Here is a 21,670-nt window from a genome sequence, read left to right as displayed (position 1 = left end):
CCTTGCCATTCGGATTATCTTCCCCTCAGTCAGGGTGATTCAGGTTTCTTTCAACCTGACGGGTTTGCCAGCTTCGCTGGGCAAACAAAAAAGCCCCGCATTTTCATGCAGGGCTTTCTGAATAATGGTGCCTCGACCCGGGATCGAACCAGGGACACGCGGATTTTCAATCCGCTGCTCTACCAACTGAGCTATCGAGGCTGAAACTTGTTAGCGTTCTAGGCGTTTACTGCCTGTCCTGCTGTGGGTGCGTATTAAACGGTTTTCGCCTTCACAAGTCAACCGTTTTTCTCGCTTTTTTTGCGCTTTTATTACTGTTTGCGCATTGTTTGCTCAAAAAACGCTTTTTTGCCTATTTTTCAGGCGGAACGTAGCCTTCAATCGTAGGCTCTACGTCGTCAAACAAGTATGCCGACATTTTTTCTTCTAAAAACTTACGGGCATTCGGCTCCATCATATTCAACTTGTGTTCGTTAATTAGCATGGTTTGCTTTTTCTGCCATTCGGCCCATGCCTCTTTAGAAATGTTGTCGAAAATACGCTTACCCAGCTCCCCCGGGTAAAGTTGGAAATCTAAGCCGTCAGCTTCTTTTTGAAGCTTGCGACAAAATACCGTTCTTGCCATGTTATTTCCTTTCGTTCGCTATCTGCTTAGCAAAAAATATTGCGTTGGGCTTAGAACGCCTAACGCACTAACTGCTGAATAATCTTGGTTGTAGGTGCCGCTAAACCAACTTCAATAGGCTCGTTCAACGAAAACCAACGAAATGCCGTTTCGGCTACGCGCTTTGTTGGAGCAGAGTTTACCACGGCCACTACCGGGGTGATATCTAAATGAAAATGGCTAAAGGTATGACGGAACCCTTCAAGCGTTCGGGTTTCGTCGACACTGATACCTCGCTTGGCCAACTGCTCAATCCCCTCTTCTATTGAAGACACCTCAATAAAACCATATAGGCCACCCCAAAGCCCTGTTGAGGGACGCTGCTCTAAATACACTTGGCTGTTAAACTGTGCCACCATCATATAGGTAGATTTCTCCGGTAGCGCCTTTTTCGGCTTCTTACCCGGGTAGTCGGCTTGCGCGCCTTGGGCGTAGGCAATACAGTCGGCTTGAAGCGGGCACTCATCACACTTTGGCTTGCTTCGCGTACAGATCATCGCGCCCAAGTCCATCATCACCTGCGTATAGTTGGCACAACGTCCGCCTTCTGAATTAGTGGGCGTGTTTTTCTCGGCCACTTCCCAAAGCTGATTCTCTACCTTTTTCTGTCCCGGCCACCCGCCGATTGCATAATATCGGGCCAACACACGCTTCACGTTGCCATCTAATATAGGAAAGCGCATATTGCGAGATAGCGAAAGTATCGCCCCTGCGGTTGAGCGCCCTATACCGGGCAAATCCATGACTTCTTCTAGACTATAGGGAAACTCGCCGTTGTACTTTTCTACCAGCGTATTCGCAGCTTTGTGAAGATTTCTTGCTCTTGCGTAGTAGCCAAGCCCAGTCCAATGATGAAGCACGTCGTCTTGAGAAGCCTTAGCCAAGTCGTGCACGGTGGGAAAAGACGCCATAAAGCGTTTAAAGTAGGGAATTACCGTGGTGACTTGAGTTTGCTGCAGCATTATTTCCGACACCCACACCTTATATGGCGTAACGTCTTGTTGCCAAGGCAAATGCTTTCGCCCGTGTTTATCAAACCATGCGAGTGCTCGCTCTGCAAAGCTACCTGTATATTGTTGTTCTGTCATAATCGTCTGTATGGGCAGTTACTACCGCTAGGTCGTTTTCTACTTAGCGACCATTCATTAAAAAGCGCGCTATGGTAGCATGTAACTAGCCAGTTTATTGTTAAGGAGCACACGTGTCTGTGCAGCACCCTGTTTTATTTTTTCCCGGTACGCTCTGTGACGAGCGCGTATTTCTACCGCTTTGGCGCGAACTAAATATTGCACAACGTCGTTATGTACCGCTTCAATGGGCAGCATCGCTAGAAGAAATGCTGGCATTAAGTGAAGATCGTATTCTTGATGACGAAAAAGTGCACCTTGTGGGTTATTCGATGGGCGGGTTTATAGCTGCATTAGTAGCACAGCGCAATCCTGCCAATATTGCTTCGCTAACCTTAATCGGTTACAACCCAGAAGGGTTATCAAAAGAAGAAATTGCAAAGCGTAAGCAGCTTACTACTATGCTTAAGCAAGGTAACTTTAAGCCCGACAACGACGCTTATCTTTCGCGATTTATCCACCCTTCCCGCTTAGCGGATGAAAACGTGGCTGGCGTTGTAAAATCGATGGCGCAGGATTTAGGTAAAACAACGTTACTCAACCACACGCTAGCAACCACACCACGAGAAAGTACCGTTAAAGCGCTCGCAAAGATCAATGCGCCAGTAACGTTTATTACTGCCCAGCAAGACGCCATTGCACCAGCAGAAACAATTAAGCAGCTAAAAAATGTACTACCCAAAGCGACGTTCCACACCATTAGTGACGCCGGGCATATGGTAGTACTTGAGAAAACTGACGCCGTAGCGTCTATTATTGCGAAACAAATTGGCGTATAAAATTACAGCATTTTTGCCACGATAGCGTTGCATAAGCCGTGGGTAAGTGGATAATGCGCCACCATAAAATTGGGTAAGAAAGGCATTGCAAATGAGGCAATTTAAAAGTCAGGCGGAAGCAGAAGCCGCTGGAGTATACGTAAGCAAGGTAAAAAGCTTCGTGAAACGCGAAGGTAGACTTACTAAAGCACAAGAAAAAGCGCTAGAAGATCACTGGCCAACCAAGGGCATTGACTACGCTGAAGCACCGTTATCGCTGTCAGAAATTTTTGGCCGAAGTGCGCCTGTTGTTGTAGAAATTGGCTTTGGTATGGGCAAGTCATTGGTTGAAATGGCCGCAAATGCACCTGAGAAAGACTTTATCGGCATTGAAGTTCACCGTCCAGGCGTTGGCGCATGCTTAGCTGAAGCGAGTGAACAAGGCGTCGAGAACTTGCGTGTAATGGACCATGATGCGGTAGAAGTGCTTAAAAATATGATCCCAGACGGTTCGTTGTCTCGCCTACAGCTATTTTTCCCAGACCCTTGGCACAAGAAGCGTCACCACAAACGCCGTATTGTTCAGCCTGAATTTGTTGAGCTGGTTCGCACCAAATTAGCTATTGGCGGTTGTTTTCATATGGCGACGGATTGGGAGCAATATGCTGAGCACATGTTAGACGTTATGATCAATGCCGACGGTTACACCAATACTGCAACTGACGGCGACTATGTACCTCGTCCAGACTACCGCCCAATTACCAAGTTTGAAACCCGTGGCCAAAAATTAGGTCATGGCGTTTGGGATCTAATTTTCGAGCGTACTAAGTAATGATTTTATCTCCTCAAAGCCAACTGTTAGAACGTAATATCGCGCTTTTCGACGAAGGTCAGTGGGCATTTATCAACCCTTCTGATGCGTATTTTCTGGACGGTCTTAAATCGCAAGAAGTCACGGTAATTCACCAATATTTCGATATTTTTTCAGAGTGCGTAAGAGTCGTACCCTCGGTATCGTTTGATAGCCGAGATATTACGCGCACAGGTTTTGAGGTGACGCAGAAAGTTGGAAATCATACTCATATATTTACGCCTTTCGTTGCACTAGAGAAATCTCACACTGACGTGATGATTTTCTTACCCAAAGCAAAAACCCATTTTCAGATGCTATTGCGAATGGCAGCCAGCATGGTGGGCCAAAATGGTCGTATTCACGTGGTGGGTGAAAATAAGGGCGGTATAAAAAGTGCTGCTAAGTTGATGGACCAATACGGCCCAACCCAAAAGGTTGATTCTGCTCGCCACTGCAGTCTTATTACCGTTTTAGTTGAAGAGCCACATCTTGCCTTTGAACCGGATGCATGGCTTGATATGAACACGTATCATGTTGAGGGCACGGCTTGGCAAGTGGCCTCTATGCCTGGCGTATTCAGCTACAAGGAACTGGATGCGGGAACTGAGCTTTTACTAGAAAAACTCTCAACATCATTGAGTGGTGAAATTCTGGATTTCGCATGCGGCGCTGGCGTGATTGCCAGTTATATAATGCTTAAGTATCCGCATTTGAAGCTTCATCTTACTGATGTTAGCGCACTTGCAGTTTACTGTAGTGCACTCACCCTAGCAGACAATGGATTATCAGCAACACTCTATGCTGCAGATGGATTGCACGGTTTTACCCAAAAAGTACAGCATATTGTCACCAACCCGCCATTTCATACTGGCATTAAAACTGACTACACCATCACTAAGCGCTTTATTTCTGACGCTAAAGCAAGCTTAAGTCGTGGCGGCACTATGCAGATGGTGGCAAACCGATTCTTACCCTACCCAGGTTTACTCGCTGAGCACTTCCAAACGGTCTATACCACAGCACAAACGTCGCAATTTTCTGTTTATCAAGCGGCTTTGTAATTAAAAAAACCATTAGCTTGTGCTAATTTAGCTTTTCTACCTGTTGCTCATGCCATTGCGTACTCCACGCAATGGCATACGGCGCTTTTTCCGTACACTATATTTAAGCATTACAAGTGCACTGCACGTTACGCTCTGGGGGATCACCTGTGAATATTGTATTTGCTATTTCAGAAGTTGAAGAATTGGTAAAAACCGGCGGCCTTGCAGACGTTGGAAAAGCACTCCCACTCGCGCTTGATACCTTGGGCGAAAGCATCACCATTGTTATGCCTTATTACCAAGTACTGGCTGAACAGTTGAACCTACCAACTGTAACCGAGCAACAAACCCTGTTTACTGAAGGTCAGGTGTACCATTTTGATATTCGCTACATGCAATGGCACGGTATTCCTATTTACTTTGTAGACTCGCCCGAATACTTTATGCGTGAAGGGCTATACGCCAACGCATTTGAGGCCTATGAAGACAATGGTGAGCGCTTTAGCTTTTTCAGTGGCGCCGTACTCCAAACGCTAAAAGCTATTGATAAAAAGCCTGACATTATTCACTGTCACGACTGGCATGCGGCCATGCTGCCGTTTTTACTTACCCACGACAAATCTGGATATTTTGACGGTACTAAAACCATATTCACTATTCATAACGCGGCTTTTCAAGGCGTGCATAAGCTTGAGAGCATTCCCTTTCTTCGCCATCATCCAAACATTCTGGCGCAAGTGCACGGCGGTTACATCAATATGCTGCAAAGCGGAATTGAGTTTGCCACGAAAGTGACAACCGTAAGCCCTAACTATGCGAGCGAGTTACTTACTGACCTAGGTAGTCATGGCCTGCACGAGCGGCTTGTAAATCGTCAAGCCGACTTAAGCGGTATTCTTAACGGATGTGACTACACGCAGTGGAACCCCGAGACAGATACATTCCTACCTGAGAATTACAGTGTAGAGAATCTTCATCCAAAGACCGCATGTAAACGAGCATTACAGGAGAAGTCGGGATTACCTGAGAATGGCAACGTACCGCTTATTGGAATGGTGTGCCGGCTGACTGAACAAAAAGGCTTTGGCTACATACTGCCCATTTTGGACGATTTAATTAAGCACAATGTTCAAATGGTAATTGTGGGCACGGGCGACCCTAAAGTGTGTATGGACCTTGGCGAATTCGCTCAACAACACCCTGACCAATTCGCGTTTATAAACGGGTTTAGTTCCGAACATGCCCATTTGGTAGAAGCCGGCGCTGATTTCTTCCTAATGCCTTCTCAGTTTGAGCCGTGCGGATTGAACCAGATGTACAGCTTAGCTTATGGAACCATCCCCATCGTACGTTCTGTAGGCGGACTCAAAGACACGGTTATCGATTACAGCAACGATAGTGAAGGTACGGGTTTTGTGTTTGATGATCCTACGCCACATGCACTGCTATCTTGCATTCGTCGAGCTCTGCTGGCGTTCTACGAAGATGCCGGAAAATTCAGGGCGATGCAGCAACGTGGAATGCGAACGCGATTCACATGGGAAGCAGCGGCGAAGAATTACCAGCAACTATACGTTTCAACCCTCAACTAAAGGGCTTTGCGTACATTAATTATTGTTTATGGGCGTCTTCCTTTTTGTGCATTTTTGCGCCACTATGAATATATGGAAGACGCGAATGGACAATACGCAAAACGGATATGACGGATAAAGTAGTCAAGCTTACGATTAAAAGCCTTTTCATTTGGGTGGTAATGTCAATTACTACGTTTTCGCTTGCAGTGTTATCCAGTCTTGCCGTCTACACGCAAATTAAAACCTACCGTCATGAACTTGAGTCTAACGCACTCATGTTGGCCAAGTTGGTCGCAAGCAGCTCAGCTATGTATCTTTATGACGAAACGCCAGAGCGCATTGAACTTGCCCTAAGTAACCTTGCTGCCGCCGACCATGTTTTAAATGCCCACGTTTACAAAGCGCAAAGCGGTAACCTAGAGCCCCAGATTTTCGCCTCTTATAACAAGGAAGGCCAGTTATTGTTAGGAGGCAAGGAAAATCAACTGGCGTCCATGTTTATGACACCTCAATTGGCCGACAATGGTCAATACCTTGAATTAAGTGCAAAAGTCTTCGACACTGAGACGAACATTCAGTTGGGCTGGATATATTTACGAATTTCCTCAGAGAATTTTAACCAGCTTGTTGGAAAGTCGATTTGGCTTAATTTGGCAGTAGCCTTGGCGCTATTGGCTATTAGCTTTTACTTTGCAGTGCGTATGCAGCGTATTGTAACTGGTCCCGTTGAGGACATTGCCAACTTCTTGCAGCGTACTTCACGACAACGTGATTATTCAGCCCGTGCCAGCGGTTCCACCATTAGAGAACTCGATATCTTGGCTGACGCCGTGAATGTGATGCTGTTTCGCATGCAAGAGTACATGCAAAAGCAACGACAGGCGGAGGAGCAACATAGAAAGCTCAATGCCAGCTTAGAAGATATGGTAAGTCACCGAACCACCGCCCTTAAGGATGCAAACCAGGAACTTATTCAAACGTTAGAAAAGCTACATCAGTTTCAGCGTCAAATTGTACAGAATGAAAAGATGGCCTCGCTCGGTGATATGGTTGCGGGCGTTGCGCACGAGGTAAATACTCCGATAGGTTTAGGCGTTACTGCGTCGACAATGATGTTAGACAGGTTAGCGGTTATTCAAAAAGACTTTGAAAATAAAACGCTGAAAGCCAGTGCAATGAAACGCTTTTTGGATGAAAGTAACGAAAACCTCAACATTATTTACCGCAATTTGAACAGAGCTGCCGAACTTATTAGCAGTTTTAAGCAGGTTGCTGTAGATCAAACCTCAGAATCTAGTCGAAGTTTTTGCGTTGTACAGCTAGTTAATGAGATACTATTGTCATTGCAGCCTCGACTCAAAAAATTAAAACACAACATCAACGTAGATTGCGACCCTACCCTTAGCGTTGAAACGAAGGCTGGCCCAATAAATCAAATCTTGATTAATTTAATCATGAATTCGGTTATTCATGGGTTTGAAACCATGGATGAAGGCACAATTGATATTCGTGCCGAAATGGTGAGTAGCAATAAGCTCAAGCTTGTTTATACCGATAACGGAAAAGGCATTTCCCCAGAGATTCGCAAACGGATATTTGACCCCTTTGTCACCACGAAGCGTGGGCAAGGTGGTTCCGGATTGGGAATGCACTTGGTATACAACTTAGTAACGCAAGCCCTTAATGGTTCAATATCGATCACCAGTGAGGAAGGCAACGGCGTAGAATTTGTAATTATCTTCCCCGTTGTTAATGCGAAAACGTCAGAATAGTTGTATAAAGTATGAACTTTTCTTGATTTTTATTGGCTAACCCCAATACCTTAACAGTAAGAATATTCACAAGTTGCTTGCAATCAAGTACATGAATATTAAAATTTAACCAGTTAGTTGCTTAAATCGTATTTTAGAAAGAGTGTAGAACACCATGCAGACGCCAAATGTGTTAATTGTTGAAGATGAGGTGGTAACCCGTACCACGCTTAAGAGTTTATTTGAAGCGGAAGGGTATAATGTGTTTGAGGCCGAGAACGGTGATCAAATGCATGATTTCTTCGAGAATCACGCTATCAATTTGGTTATCATGGATATTAACCTACCGGGTAAAAATGGCCTTATTTTGGCACGTGAAGTACGTGACCGTAAAAACGTTGGGCTCATCTTCCTAACGGGTCGTGATAACGACGTTGACCGTATTCTAGGTCTTGAAATTGGCGCAGACGATTATCTGACTAAGCCATTCAACCCTCGTGAATTGACTATTCGCGCGCGCAACTTACTGTCTCGTACTACAAACTCTTCAGAAGACGACGATTTACCAAGCCGTGTAAGCTTCAACGGTTGGACGCTTGACGGTGATAGCCGTTCATTGATTTCGCCTAGCGGCAAAGAGTTCCGTCTACCACGCAGTGAATTCCGCGCTCTTCACCTTTTCCTAAGCAATCCAGGTAAGATCCTTACCCGTGAGCAGCTAATTATGGAAATGACGGGGCGTGAACTTCGTCCGAATGACCGTACGGTTGACGTAACGATTCGTCGTATTCGTAAGCACTTCGAATCAGATCCTTCAGATGAAGAATTGATTGTAACCATTCACGGTGAAGGTTACCGTTTCTGCGGTCAGGTTGACGGCTAAGACGTTGCCTGAACGAGTTTTGAATTAATGAAAAGCCGCTACTGTGTAGCGGCTTTTTTATATGTAAACACTTTATCCCAATGACGGCATAGCTATGCTATGCCGCGAATTGTCATTTGAGATATCGAGTGCTAAATGATCGACTTCACACTGAGGATTAGCTGTCAGCGGCGCTAAAGCAAACTGAGTAGCGGTATTGCTTCTCTTCCAACAAGAATGCTTTATGTGTACTTGGGCTCCATGAATCATCGCCGCCTACGCCCATGTGGGCATGATCTATGTACACAAACACACAATCTTGAGGTGTTAAATCACAGGTGTGTTTTGCCTCGTCTAGCTGTGCTTGCCCATATTCGCTCACGTTAAAATAGAACTGTCCAATTGCTTTTAAGCTGCTAACTTCAAGTTGATTACAGCCACAGCGCAAGCCATTGTCCGTTGGAAATATGTAGCACGTTTGCATCTCTTCTATAGGTAAGGTGTAGTGACCATATCGCGCTGCCGCTTTTCTGTCAGGGTAGTTCTCAAATGGCCCTAGTCCCTGCCAGGTAATCGACGTTGGCTTATCGGCTACAGGTACCGCCGTTTGCATACCAATACGCGGCATAGGCGGTAAACCATCATCCAAAAGCACTTCAACGTCTACCGATAGCTTGGCCTGTACATTTATGGTGTAAACCCACTTTGTTGCCGCTACCAGCTTTTCTGAATGGTGATAATCAAATAACGATGTTATACGCACGTCTTGCGCGCCCTGCTCAACGTTTACGCCCGTGCAAGTGCGTGTCCACTTGCCAATTCCAGCACGACGCCAGCGAGACTCCCACGCATTTGGGTCTGGATTATCAACTTCGCTTACCCCAATGTCGTTATCTAGCGGCGCTCTGAAAAAGTTATCTTCTAGCGGCGCGCTAAGTGTTTCCTCCGCGCCTTGAAGCCACGAGGTTAATAGCCCGCTCTCACTATTAAAGCTAAATACGTTATTTTGCGCATGTACCAGCAACATCCCATCCTGAGCTTCAATTGATAGCTCACTAGTGCCGCTTGTTGTTTCGTTATCATTAAGAGAAAACGATACTATTCCACGCTTGTTGACTAGCGCTAACTGGGCGGTGTCCATAACATGCCCTGCTTTAGCCCACGAGCAGTCATTCGCTAGTACCACATCAATATTTAAGTGGTAGTCAGCGCCTGCTTTAAACGAAATATCTGGGCTAAGACTGAGCGTCTGTGCTTGTTGTGGCGCTATGTCGATTTCGCATTCGCCCTTCGCCTCAGCAATCGGTTGTCCATTTTCTAGCACTTGCCAACGTAACAACTCGTTGTCTGTGCGTCTAAATAAGTAATCGCTGCTTGCTGTAAGCTCAAACTTGTTGTCTTTCTCAACCAACGAAAAGCTTAAGTGCTGCTGACAATATTTAGCTTCTAATAAGTGCGGATGTGGCGTTCTGTCTGGAAATAACAGACCGTTTATACAGAATTGTCTGTCGTTTTCAGTATCGCCGAAGTCTCCGCCGTAAGCCCAGTATGCTTCGCCGCTATTAGTGTGCTTTACTAACCCTTGATCAACCCAGTCCCAAATAAAGCCACCTTGAAGGCGAGGATAAGCCTTAAACGCTTTCCAGTATTCATCAAAGCTACCCAAGCTATTACCCATAGCATGCGCATATTCGCATAGAATAACGGGGCGGTTTTCCCCCGGCATCGACAACCATTTTTTAATGGCCCACTTAGGCACTGCATCGTCTTTAATGTCGGTATCAACCCGTGCGTACATTGGCGCAATAATGTCGGTAGCCGAAGTATCAGCGCCGCCGCCTTCGTACTGTACAGGGCGCGATGGGTCAAATGACTTTGCCCAGCCATACATTGCATCGTGGGTAGGGCCGTGACCAGACTCATTCCCTAACGACCAAATAATGATGCTGGGGTGGTTTTTGTCTCGCTCGACCATTTGCGTAAAGCGCGCCATGTAGGCGCCGGCCCAGAGCGGGTCGCGAGAAAGCCTTCCCATTGGGAACATACCGTGGGTTTCGATGTTAGCTTCATCCACCACATAAAGCCCGTATTCGTCACAAAGCTCATACCAACGAGGGTGATTTGGATAATGAGCGGTACGTACGGCATTGAAATTGTTTTGCTTTAACAACTTAATGTCTTCAAGCATGTCATCTTCATTAATGGCATGCCCTTTCGTTTGATGGTGTTCGTGACGGTTAACCCCACGAATTAGCACGGCTTTACCATTTACCAGTAACTGGCCGTTTTTCATTTCAATGTTTCTAAAGCCAACGTTATAGGCCTCAACATCAACGGCATTGCCATTCTCATCAATAAGCGAGACTACGATGCGGTACAGATTCGGTGTTTCAGCAGTCCAGTGTTTAGGTTCATTCACATGAAGCGTTTGAAAAACTACATCATCCCAACCGCCCTTTTCATCAATACGCTTATTGTTAGTGCCGGTAATGACTTGCTCGGTAACAGCGTTATCGCCATCAAAAAGCTGGATACCCACTATGTAAGTAGAAGGCGCATTGATGGCGGTACGTACGGTTACTACTGCGTCGCGATAGCATGCGTCAAGGCTTGGCGTAACAAACACATCCTGAATGTGATGCTGAGGTTTGGTGACAAGATTTACGTCGCGGAAGATACCGCTAAGCCACCACATGTCCTGATCTTCTAAGTAGCTGCCGTCTGACCATCGGATCACCATTACCGCTAGTCGGTTTTCACCTTCGACCAAGTAGCCAGACAAATCGAATTCAGCCGGTAGTCGACTGTCTTGGGAATAGCCTACGTACTCGCCGTTGCACCATAAGTGAAACGCGCTATTTACCCCTTCAAAGACGATATGATTGCGCTGTTTTAACTCATCCTTGGTAACGTTGAACGTTGTTCGGTAGCAACCCGTTGGATTCTCGCTAGGAACCACAGGAGGGTTCACCGCGAAGGGATATTTCACGTTACAGTAAATCGGTTTGTCGTGACCTTGCAGCTGCCAATTAGAAGGTACCGCAATAGGCTGCCAATTAGCAGATTCATCATCACTTAATGTTTTAGAAAGCAGGCTTTCAGGTACGTTTGCTGGTGCCTCAAATAAACGGAAATCCCACTGACCGTTTAAACTACGCTTTTGCGCATTGGTATTGTGCAATGCGTCTTTTAGCGTTTTATATCCGTGATGTGGACTGTGGGCATTGATGCGATTCCTCTGAAATACAACCGGGTTTTGCCAATCGTTTTGAGCCACTACTTGCGCAACATTAAGCATGTCATATCCTTTACTTTTTCGTTAAGCGCAATATAGCTAACTTTCATTAAATCCTTTATGCTCTAATCTTTCATATATTTATCCAAAACTATCATTTCACATTTATGCAACTTAGCTTTAGAGACATTGTAGACATAGGCCCCAAGTGCTTTGAACGCTTTATTGATAGTAGTAATGCGCCTGAAATCAGCGACCTGGAGATTGAACTAGCAGGATGCTCTAACTTATCAGGTGACTATACGGTAGGTCGCGTTTCGCCTCCTAACCACACCTTGTTTTACAGCATTCATGGACAAGGAAAATTTCGTGTCCCGTCAGGCGAGATGCAATTGGATGAAGGACAGCTAATTATTTTACCCGCTGGACAAAGTTTCGAAGTCACAATAGTCAGTGAGCAATGGGATATAATTTGGGTCAACCTGGCAGACTCCGAACGCTGGACACTATTTAATAAGCTAGGTGCTGTGATAGTGGATAATGCCATGCTGGAAGGACTGCATCATGCAATGGAACTTTTGTATTTAGAGCGTGACGTCGAGAATCGAAATTCGGCGATGCAAGTTGTCTCTCGCTATCTGTATCGTATTATTGATGCGCCTTTGAGTGACGTACATACTCACGATGAGAAAGAACGACGCCAGGTAAGCAGGCTACACAGCCTCTTTTCTGCGGTTGAAAAACAGCTTCAGTTTGATTGGGATATGGAAAGCTTAAGTGAGAAAGCGCATTATTCTGCCCCTCACCTTCACAGGCTGTGCTTACAAGTATTTGGGAGAAGCCCCAAACAGCACGTTATCCATTTGCGTATGACACGAGCCAAAAGCTTATTACTAAGCACGCAGTGGCCCGTATCTTATATCGCCAGTTATGTAGGCTACGCAAATGTATTTACGTTCTCGAAACGCTTTAAGAAGTCCACCGGGCTGTCTCCTTCAGCGTTTCGAGAAAGCGTAAACTAGCTGCCTGCTATCTTCATTTGGTCAATAAGCACAGAACCGGTCTGTACACTACCGCGCACATCTTTTTCAGCGCCAATTGCCACAATGCCTTTAAACATATCTTTCAGATTGCCAGCAATAGTTACCTCGTGAACTGGGTATTGGATGATGCCATTTTCAACCCAGTATCCCGCTGCGCCGCGCGAGTAATCGCCCGTCACACCGTTAACGCCCTGCCCCATCAGTTCGGTTACGAACAAACCTGTGCCCATTTCTTTAAGCAGGTCGGCGTCGCTGTGACCCGTATCACCTACTAGCCAGTTATGAATACCACCGGCATGGCCATTCGAGCGGGTGTTTAGCTTACGCGACGAGTAAGTGGTATAAAGATATGTAGCCAATTTACCCGCATCGACAATGGTCATGTCAGAACATGCCACACCTTCGTTGTCGAAGCTTGAGCTTGCCAGACCGCCTTTAATAAACGGACGCTCTTCAATATTAAGCCATTCTGGGAAAACTTGTTTACCCAAGCTATCTAGCAAGAAGCTAGAGCGACGATAAAGGCTACCACCGCTAATAGCTCCGACATAATGACCAAACAAGCTAGATGCGATGTCACGGTGTAAAAGCACAGGCACGTTTGCGGTGTTGATTTTACGAGCCCCCAAACGGTCTACAGTAGCTTTAGCGGCATCAATACCCACTGCACTTGCCGATTGCAGCAAAGACGCTTTACGACTTACTGTGTAAGCGTAATCGCGCTGCATATCGTTATCTTGTGCGCCAATAACCATACAGCTTAGTGAATAACGGCTGCTAGGATAACCGGCGTTAATTCCATGGGTGTTGCCGTAAACGCGCATACCTAGATTTGCGTTATACGACGCGCCATCTGAATTTGTAATGCGCGAGTCGTAATTCATTGCCGCCGTTTCGGCTTCAATAGCAGTTTTAATGGCCTTTTCAGTATCTAATTCTTCAGGGTGATACAGGTCTAAATCAGGGAACTCGGTAGCGATAAGGTCGGCATCGGCCAAACCTGTACAAGGATCTTCACTGGTATAGCGAGCAATATCTACGGCTTTTTCTACCGCGAGTGTTAGCGCCGCTTTGCTCAGATCTGCGGTAGACGCACTCCCCTTTCGCTTGCCTACATATACGCTGATACCTAAGCCGCCGTCGTTGGTAAATTCAACGTTTTCAACTTCTTGCATACGTGAAGATACGGCGATGCCCTGCACTTTAGACATGCTGGCTTCGGCTTGTGTTGCGCCTTTAGAAAGGGCTAATTTCAGTACATCATTTACGACATTTTGAATGTCGGCTAACTGCTGCTCAATTTGCATAGTAAGTTTCGCTGTCTTAATTCGACTGTGATAGTTACAATTTAGCTAAAGTGTAACACTAATGAGTTTGAAATGAGTGATCAGAAATACAATTCTCCTGAAGATCCTTACTTCGAAGATGCGCAAGCAGATGAGTTCGAAGAGGAAGAATTAATCAGTAAAACTGAGCTGAAGCGTCAAGCTAAAGAACTTCACAAGCTAGGTGAAACGTTGGTTAACCTGAGCGATGCTCACATAGCGACGATTCCAATGGATGAAGAGCTTGCTGACGCCATCGCTATTGCCCGCAAAGTGAATAAGAAAAAAGACGGTTACCGCCGTCAGCTTCAGTTTATCGGCAAAGCTTTACGTCAAAGAGATACCGCCCCTATTGAAGAGGCGTTGGCTAAAATTACACATCAGCATCAGGCGAGCAATGCGGCCTTTCATGCACTAGAAAAAGCCCGTGAAGCCGTGATTGAACAGGGCGATCCCGCTATTCAAAAGCTGATTGAAGCGCACCCTGAACTTGACCGCCAAAAGCTACGCCAATTTCACCGCCAAATTAAGAAAGAGCGTGAAAAAAATGCGCCGCCTAAAGCATTCAGAGAGCTGTTTCAGTATTTGAAAGACGTTATTCATGAGGATTAACGGTCAGCAATTAAAGTAATCTCAACATCACAGTTTCGTTCACTAGCCAAAGGGGGATAGTGTGAAAATATTTTCCAACCCTAACGCAACACTGAAAAGCAAGTACGGTCAGTATCAAATTGCTGTACTTGGTAACATTGTTGGCGTGTCGGCTGAAGGTATTGCCGATGACTCAGCCATTGAACGCTATGCGCGGGATATGATGGATGTGATTAACAGCTTTGGTGGGAATCACTGGGCATTTTTAGGTTTTTTGCATGGTTCTGCCCTACTCACTAAAGCAGGTGAGACAGAACTGCAGCGTTCAATAGAGTGGCGTGCGAAGCATGGAATGGCGCTTGGCGCGCTAGTTATTGGCGATACCACGGTGCAGCCTATTGTAAGAGCGCAATTTCAGAGAATTTACGACAATGCAGGCCTTGAGCTAGGTATTTTTACCAACGAGGAAGATGCTATTGAGTGGTTGAATGGAAAGGGATTTGAAAGTTAGCCACGACCTATACCAGTCCGCATACAAAAAAGGTTGGTGCCTAGGCCCAACCTTTTTTAATTTTCCAGTTTACGGGTTTGAGCTGAATTAAGCCGTACCACCCACCGTCAACTCGTCAATTTTAAGCGTGGGCTGACCTACACCCACCGGCACGCTTTGACCGTCTTTACCACATACACCCACGCCTTTATCTAGGGCAGTGTCGTTGCCAATCATTGAGATTTTTTGCATAACCTCTGGACCGTTACCAATTAAGGTAGCCCCTTTCACTGGTGCAGTAATTTTACCGTTTTCAATTAAGTAGGCTTCCGCGCTAGAAAATACAAATTTTCCTGACGTAATGTCTACTTGTCCGCCAGCAAAGTTCGGCGCGTAAATACCTTTGTCGATAGACGCGATAATTTCTTGCGGGTCGTGTTGGCCTTCCAACATATAAGTATTCGTCATGCGGGGCATAGGCAAGTGCGCATAGGATTCACGACGACCATTACCGGTAGGCGCAACGCCCATAAGCTTGGCGTTATGTTTATCCTGCATATAGCCTTTTAAAATACCATCTTCAATAAGCACGTTGTGTGCTGTTGGTGTGCCTTCATCGTCTACCGACAACGAGCCACGACGGTCGTTTAATGTGCCATCGTCAACAACCGTCACGCCTTTTGCTGCAACGCGCTGACCAATACGGCCACTAAATGTTGATGCACCCTTACGGTTAAAGTCGCCTTCAAGACCGTGCCCAACCGCTTCGTGAAGTAATACACCGGGCCAACCGTTACCTAATACTACAGGCATAGCGCCTGCCGGTGACGCCACAGCCTGCATGTTAACGCGTGCCATGTGAAGGGCATCTTCTGCCAACGTCTCGTAATACGGTTTGCCGTTTTCGTCTTGTTTAAAGAACGAGTAGGCATAACGACCACCAGCTCCCGCTGAACCACGTTCACGTCTATCGCCTTGTTCTAGCAATACCGAGCAGTTCAAGCGCACTAGCGGGCGAATATCAGTAGCGAAAGTACCGTCACTGCCAGCAACTAAAATTTCTTCATACACACCGCTTAAGCTCACCACTACCTGATTGGCAGACGGCTCTTGTTTGCGGATATAGGCATCTACTGCTTTTAAAAGCGAAATTTTCTCAGCGTCTTGCATCGCAAGAATAGGGTTATTTTCGCTGTATCGCGCTTGCACTGGTTTTTGTCCAAGCGAAGCAACTTGTTGTAAACCGCCGCTTGGCGCAATGCCGCGAGCCGCTTTACACGCTTTGGTCAACGCTTCTTCGCTTATTTCATCTGAATAAGCGAACCCTGTTTTCTCGCCGCTAATTGCGCGCACGCCTACGCCGCGCTCTATGTTATAGCTGCCTTCTTTAATAATGCCGTCTTCCAACACCCAGCTTTCGTGCTGGCTTGACTGAAAATATAAATCGGCATAGTCGGTATCGTGACGATGAATAGTCGCTAAAGCACGCTCTAGCTTAGAGATATCTAGCCCTGAGTCAGATAATAAATGACGCTCAACAGATTTAGACAAAGTGACTCCTGAATCGGTTATGTTCGGCAACCGGCATATTCTGTTTAATGGTTTCTCTTTCTGCAATATCTACTTTTGCCGAAACTAACCCTACATCGGTTTTGCTTTCGGCAAGGGTCTCCCCCCAAGGCGACAGTACAAGACTGTGACCGTATGTTTCGCGGCCATTTGCATGCACACCACTTTGATTTGCAGCTACCACAAAGCACTGCTTTTCAATGGCTCTGGCTTGCAACAACGCATGCCAGTGAGCTTCTCCGGTGCGTTGGGTAAAGGCCGCTGGCAACACCAAAATATCGATATCGCCCATTGCAGTAAATAACCCTGGAAAGCGTACATCATAGCACACCGCAAGACCAATGTTGCCTATTGGCGTTTCAACAGTAACCACCTTGCTGCCCGCTTCGGTTGTCGCCGATTCACGATAACTGCCCGTGTTGTCGTTAACTGATACATCGAACATGTGAATTTTGCGGTAGTCTGCTAACACATCGCCATTGGGGCCAAACAGCATGCAGGCTGCGGAAAACTTCTCTGGGCTATTGGTTTTCACTGGAAACGTACCCGAAACCAGATAGCACTGATATTGTGCAGCAAGCGCTGACAAACGGCGCTGAATCTCTCCTTCGCCCTTTGTTTCTGCCACAGCAAGTTGGCCTTTGTCTTTACCGCCGAAATAAGCAAAACACTCTGGAAGCACAACTAAACTGTTTTTCTCAATCTTTGCCGATGCCATTTCGTTTGCAACGGTGTCGAGATTTTCTTCCACGCTTGGCGCAGATGTCATTTGTAATGCAACTAAATTAACCATCGATCACCTCCATTTTAAGCCTGCGTACGTCATCTTCCGTTAATGGCCTGTCTTGCGGGTTGGCCGGTACAGGCGCATTTTGCGCAGGTAAGCTGATGTCTTTGCTGTTGCGCTCAACTTCGTCGAACTTAGGATCTTTTATGGTACCTGTAACGCGATAGTTCACATTTGAAATCACTTTCGCAGAGGTTAGCACCTGATCTATGGCAAGAGCAGCGAGTGCAGTAGGCGGCGTAGCCAAGAAATACACTAAAAACGGTAAGTTCCCGGTTACGTTCGGTGCGAACGATACGTTGTAATTTAATCCACCGGTATTGAGATCGGTGAAACCCGTGATCTCTATTTCACCAGCGCCGCCGTCAATTTCAGTATCGTCGGTATACGCTTTGCCATCAACAATACTTAACGTACCGCCCATATCGTCGTAGAAAAAACCCTTAGCAAAAACGTCTCGAAAGTCGAGGCTGAGCTTCCGCACTAACGAGTTCAAGCTAAACAGGGTAAAGATACGTGACCCCTTATCACTCAACTCAGTTAGATACCCATCTGACAGCGACCACTGAACATTACCGTTTAGCTGTTCAAACCCGAAATCCATCGGCGCATTTGGCCAAGTGATATCAAACGCGACGTTTGCGCTAGAATCTTTTATACCTGATTCAACACCGTACTCTTTTAGCATCTGCCCAACGTCGGGAGACGTTAATGTTCCGTTTAACGCGCTTTGAATCTCGCCTCCCATGTGCTTCCAATAACCCGTTGCGGTAACGTTAGTTTCATCAGATTTCACTAGAAGCTGACGAATGGCTAAACCATTCTCTTCCTTCGCGATGTCTAAGGTAATTTCACCCAAATCGATGCCGTGCACGCCACAGGACTGACAATAAAAATAAATGGGCGGTAGCGTATTTGGGTCAATATTGTAGGGCGACTCGTCTTCCTCATTTGGCATAGCACTATTCGTAGCTAACTCAACGCCGCTCTCTGAGTCGGCTTTTGTCGTCCCCCCGGCTTCAGCAGGCTTCTCTAGTGATAAATAGTCGGCATTTATCTCAATGCCCTGCTCGTCTAAATCACTATTAATACGAATAGTGGCTCTTGCCTGAGGCGACGCTAAGTCTAGGATCCAATCTTTATTGCGTTCTGTTGCACTGAGCTGCGCATCTTTAATACTGTGGCCAGCAAAATTTAGCTTGTTGGCTTTGGCGAATATCCGCGAGGGAGTACCAAACAAATTCGCTTTTTTGCTTTCGTTTGATTGGATACTCGATTGAGCATTTGTTTTTGCAACGTCGGTGCTGGTGTCTTTCCCTTTACCGGAAAGTAACATATTTATAGTGGTAAACCATTCTTGCACATCAGCTTGAGCTAGATTCGCACTGATACTAAAACCTGTACCAATGTTGGCTATATCGCTTTCGCCAAGTGCCAAGTGCGCACGTGAAAACTGCATTTCTTGGTGCGGTAGTACGCCATCAAAACGAATGTTATCACCAAGTGACGCCTCCACATTTGATGCTTTGCCATCGCCTTTACTGGTAATAAGCAGCGGTAAACTGCTGCCCGCTGGCGTATCGAAGGGAGCAGGCAATACACTTTGTGTGGCCGTTAAGTCTGCGGTTAAAGTAGCGGAATAGTTAAAGCCACTATTTGATAGCATCAGGTCGACTTTAGTGTTCCAATCACTTTCGCCGTCGATGTATTCGGTGAGATCCGTGTTCACATAGTTAGCGAGCGGATGTACATGCCATCGTCCACCTAACTCTACATTTAGGTCGTACGTGTCGCCTTGTCTACCGGATAGCGACAAGCTCACCGGCTGTTTAAGAAACTGCGCCTGAAGCCCACTTGCGTCTATATCGCCATTAACAAATGACACCTCTCCCGATGCCTTATCAAATAGCATATTTGTGGTCGCAACAAAAACGGGGTTATTCGACAAGTGCGCCGTTCCCGATGCCACCACATCTTTGCCTTTAAACGGGATATCAAGCTTTATGTCGGCAGTTAGAGGCCCGCCAATTTGCACGTCTTCGTTAAGTACTTTGCCTAAAGATTTTTTAAGGGACGAATCCATCATTAACGCGGTTAGCGCGTTGCCAGTGCCAGTACCATTGGCATAAATAATCAGGCGAGCATCTGGACTAAAACTTGGAATGGCAGCCGACATATCACTGATTTTCATACCAGCAAGCGTCGCACTAGGGCTCTCCATCACTAATGCATTATTCACAAAATACAAAGATAGGTCTAAGTTATTAAGTGCCGGCCAGTCTGGCGCAAAAAGAAAATCCCCCTGCTCAATATCGACATACGCCTGAAAAATGCCCGTGTTGTCGTCAAACGGAAAGTCACTCGTGCGACCGTGCCACAGCACGCGCGCATTTGCGATTTCACCTTCTCCTGTAAACGCACGAGTAAGGTATTTGTCGGTATTGGCCCCCATTAAAGAAGGGGGAAATAAACTGCTCACCTCATTTAGCGCCAATGGGCTTACATCCACATAAAGCGACATAAACCCTGTCGACGTATTCAGTTTAAACTGCGGATGAAGAGTAACGGCATCACTATCGAACAGCATATCGCTGCCTTTTACTACCCACTGCTTGTCTTCGCTATCTATCTGCTCTGGGTAAATATAAAACTGAGATTTAAACAGGTTTATATTGACGTCTTTCTTAATTACGCCGTTGGCACTTAGTAAGCTATCCGCACTCTCTAAGTAGATAGCGCCATTATTTTTATACCAGAAAAAGTCTGCATCTAGCGACGAAAGACCTGGTACCTTATCTGTTTTGTCCCACTGCAAATCTAGCACTTTAGCCGCTAAAGAAGGCTGGCCGTTGTGCCATTGAACCTGCAACGTGGCCAACTCGCCTTTTGGATTAAGCCCGCGTATTTCTTCTTCACTGGTATCATCCATGAAAAGCGGTAACAGCAGCAGAAAGGGGTTAATTTGCACCGGCTTTACGGTGTTTATCAGCGCATCACCATTTGCACTTATACTGCCAATTAGGTCTGTTGTAAGGGTCTCGTTGCTCGAATTAAGCACCAATTGATCCACTCGGACATTCCAGCCTCCCTGTCTGTTCTCATCGTTAGGCAACGCCTGAAGACTACCTCCGCTGATACCTGTTACCGTTTTCGCGCGGCCACTGCCCCACTCTAAAAGGCTTTCGCTAAGCTCGGCTTGTACGCTAGTGACTTCACTTTGAGAAAAGTTAGTCCATACTTCAAAGTTTGCGCGGCTTTGCGCTAGTGGACGCTTGGTTTTGATGAGATCGCTAACCCACGGAGAAATATCGAGCTCTTCTGCTTTGGCGTAAAACACGCCGTCAAAGTCTTCCCGCGTGCCCGTGATATCAATGATAAACGACGCCGAGTTAGCCGCTAAATCTGCAACCTTAAGCTGACCTAAACCTTGGTGTCGCTCTTCATGGTTGTTCCACGATAAACTTTCAATATCAAATGAATTGGTTTCATTAAGGTGAGTGACAGATACCACCCCGTCTTCTAACGAGAAGCTTTGAAGCTGCTCTAAAAACAGACGCTCTAGTGCATTTACTACAGGGAAGTTATTCTTATCGCCTCCAGAAAGGCGATCGGCGTCAATATCAAGCTTAAGACCACGCAGCTCAAAACGGGTAGATGAGATAAGTTGGTGGCGTAGCGATTCCCAAAAATCTAGCTCGACGTAGATTTGCCTGATATCCAATGCAACAGGGGAAGCATCGTTTTTAGCCAACGACACCGAATTGAGCACAATACTTGGACCATTGCGCTGCCAAACAGCATGCACACTTTGGATGGATAGGTTTACGCCATACTGCTCATTAATATAATTTTCCAACAGGTGTTTGTTGTGCTCAATATGCGGCAGAGCATAGCGTGCAGCGCTTAAAACAAGCGCGAAAAGTACAAGCAATACGGCGAGTAGCAGCCAAAACTTCTTAAGTAGATAAGCGGCTACCGACGAAAAATTTGTCACATTT

16 protein-coding genes and 1 tRNA gene are annotated in these 21,670 nt (G+C 46.2%); 9 read left to right on the top strand and 8 right to left on the bottom strand.

Going from position 1 to position 21,670, the window contains the following annotated elements:
* Nucleotides 1-125 precede the first annotated feature (125 nt).
* The 3 genes from MHN02_RS14755 to mutY form a co-directional block, all read right to left on the bottom strand.
* Nucleotides 126-201 (bottom strand) — tRNA-Phe (locus MHN02_RS14755).
* A 151-nt stretch (nucleotides 202-352) separates the two neighbouring features.
* Nucleotides 353-625, bottom strand: a complete 273-nt coding sequence (locus MHN02_RS14750) for an oxidative damage protection protein (RefSeq protein ID WP_014947929.1) — start codon at nucleotides 623-625, stop codon at nucleotides 353-355.
* A 59-nt stretch (nucleotides 626-684) separates the two neighbouring features.
* A complete protein-coding gene (gene mutY, locus MHN02_RS14745; RefSeq protein WP_014975407.1) occupies nucleotides 685-1,752 on the bottom strand; it encodes an A/G-specific adenine glycosylase in 1,068 nt (355 codons plus the stop codon).
* 113 nt (nucleotides 1,753-1,865) lie between these two features.
* Between mutY and MHN02_RS14740 the strand changes: the two genes are divergently transcribed.
* From MHN02_RS14740 to arcA, 6 genes are all read left to right on the top strand, one after another.
* On the top strand, nucleotides 1,866-2,570 hold the full coding sequence (locus MHN02_RS14740; protein WP_239247030.1) for an alpha/beta fold hydrolase: 705 nt from the start codon (nucleotides 1,866-1,868) through the stop codon (nucleotides 2,568-2,570).
* A gap of 91 nt (nucleotides 2,571-2,661) precedes the next feature.
* Nucleotides 2,662-3,381 (top strand): tRNA (guanosine(46)-N7)-methyltransferase TrmB, encoded by a 720-nt coding sequence (gene trmB, locus MHN02_RS14735; protein ID WP_014978023.1) that lies wholly within the window; start codon nucleotides 2,662-2,664, stop codon nucleotides 3,379-3,381.
* Nucleotides 3,381-4,463: a methyltransferase gene (locus tag MHN02_RS14730; RefSeq protein ID WP_014947925.1), complete on the top strand. Its 1,083-nt coding sequence runs from the start codon at nucleotides 3,381-3,383 to the stop codon at nucleotides 4,461-4,463. The genes trmB and MHN02_RS14730 overlap by 1 nt, the downstream gene beginning before the upstream one ends.
* A gap of 149 nt (nucleotides 4,464-4,612) precedes the next feature.
* Nucleotides 4,613-6,037 carry a glycogen synthase GlgA gene (gene glgA, locus MHN02_RS14725; RefSeq protein WP_069943557.1) on the top strand — a complete coding sequence of 475 codons (1,425 nt, stop codon included), beginning with the start codon at nucleotides 4,613-4,615 and terminating at the stop codon, nucleotides 6,035-6,037.
* Between the two features lie 107 nt (nucleotides 6,038-6,144).
* Nucleotides 6,145-7,791 (top strand): HAMP domain-containing sensor histidine kinase, encoded by a 1,647-nt coding sequence (locus MHN02_RS14720; protein ID WP_039236941.1) that lies wholly within the window; start codon nucleotides 6,145-6,147, stop codon nucleotides 7,789-7,791.
* Nucleotides 7,792-7,945: 154 nt separating this feature from the next.
* Nucleotides 7,946-8,653, top strand: coding sequence for a two-component system response regulator ArcA (arcA, locus tag MHN02_RS14715; protein WP_014947922.1), 708 nt, complete (start codon nucleotides 7,946-7,948; stop codon nucleotides 8,651-8,653).
* A gap of 157 nt (nucleotides 8,654-8,810) precedes the next feature.
* On the opposite strand, the gene MHN02_RS14710 is transcribed toward arcA, so the two are convergent.
* Nucleotides 8,811-11,930 (bottom strand): beta-galactosidase, encoded by a 3,120-nt coding sequence (locus MHN02_RS14710; protein WP_239247028.1) that lies wholly within the window; start codon nucleotides 11,928-11,930, stop codon nucleotides 8,811-8,813.
* Nucleotides 11,931-12,034: 104 nt separating this feature from the next.
* On the opposite strand from MHN02_RS14710, the gene MHN02_RS14705 reads away from it, so the two are divergent.
* On the top strand, nucleotides 12,035-12,889 hold the full coding sequence (locus MHN02_RS14705; protein WP_039225847.1) for an AraC family transcriptional regulator: 855 nt from the start codon (nucleotides 12,035-12,037) through the stop codon (nucleotides 12,887-12,889).
* On the opposite strand, the gene pmbA is transcribed toward MHN02_RS14705, so the two are convergent.
* Nucleotides 12,886-14,217, bottom strand: coding sequence for a metalloprotease PmbA (gene pmbA, locus MHN02_RS14700; protein WP_239247026.1), 1,332 nt, complete (start codon nucleotides 14,215-14,217; stop codon nucleotides 12,886-12,888). The genes MHN02_RS14705 and pmbA overlap by 4 nt on opposite strands.
* Nucleotides 14,218-14,289: 72 nt before the next feature.
* On the opposite strand from pmbA, the gene yjgA reads away from it, so the two are divergent.
* Both yjgA and MHN02_RS14690 read left to right on the top strand, forming a co-directional pair.
* Nucleotides 14,290-14,847, top strand: coding sequence for a ribosome biogenesis factor YjgA (gene yjgA, locus MHN02_RS14695; RefSeq protein WP_239247023.1), 558 nt, complete (start codon nucleotides 14,290-14,292; stop codon nucleotides 14,845-14,847).
* 61 nt (nucleotides 14,848-14,908) lie between these two features.
* Entirely contained in the window at nucleotides 14,909-15,337 is a 429-nt protein-coding gene (locus MHN02_RS14690) for a hypothetical protein (RefSeq protein WP_239247020.1), read from the top strand.
* Between the two features lie 87 nt (nucleotides 15,338-15,424).
* On the opposite strand, the gene tldD is transcribed toward MHN02_RS14690, so the two are convergent.
* Genes tldD through MHN02_RS14675 form a run of 3 tightly spaced genes read right to left on the bottom strand, consistent with a single transcriptional unit; the run spans nucleotide 15,425 to nucleotide 21,666 of the window.
* Complete coding sequence (gene tldD / locus MHN02_RS14685; RefSeq protein ID WP_239247017.1) at nucleotides 15,425-16,867, bottom strand: metalloprotease TldD; 1,443 nt, start codon at nucleotides 16,865-16,867, stop codon at nucleotides 15,425-15,427.
* Nucleotides 16,860-17,678 (bottom strand): carbon-nitrogen hydrolase family protein, encoded by an 819-nt coding sequence (locus MHN02_RS14680; protein WP_239247014.1) that lies wholly within the window; start codon nucleotides 17,676-17,678, stop codon nucleotides 16,860-16,862. Before MHN02_RS14680 ends, tldD begins: the two co-directional genes overlap by 8 nt.
* Nucleotides 17,671-21,666, bottom strand: coding sequence for a YhdP family protein (locus MHN02_RS14675; RefSeq protein WP_239247011.1), 3,996 nt, complete (start codon nucleotides 21,664-21,666; stop codon nucleotides 17,671-17,673). The genes MHN02_RS14680 and MHN02_RS14675 overlap by 8 nt, the downstream gene beginning before the upstream one ends.
* Nucleotides 21,667-21,670 lie beyond the last annotated feature (4 nt).

This window comes from Alteromonas sp. CNT1-28, assembly GCF_022348345.1.
GTDB lineage: Bacteria > Pseudomonadota > Gammaproteobacteria > Enterobacterales > Alteromonadaceae > Alteromonas > Alteromonas macleodii.
The sequence above is the reverse complement of the archived record's forward strand: the minus strand, read 5'-3'. Positions and strand labels throughout refer to the sequence as shown.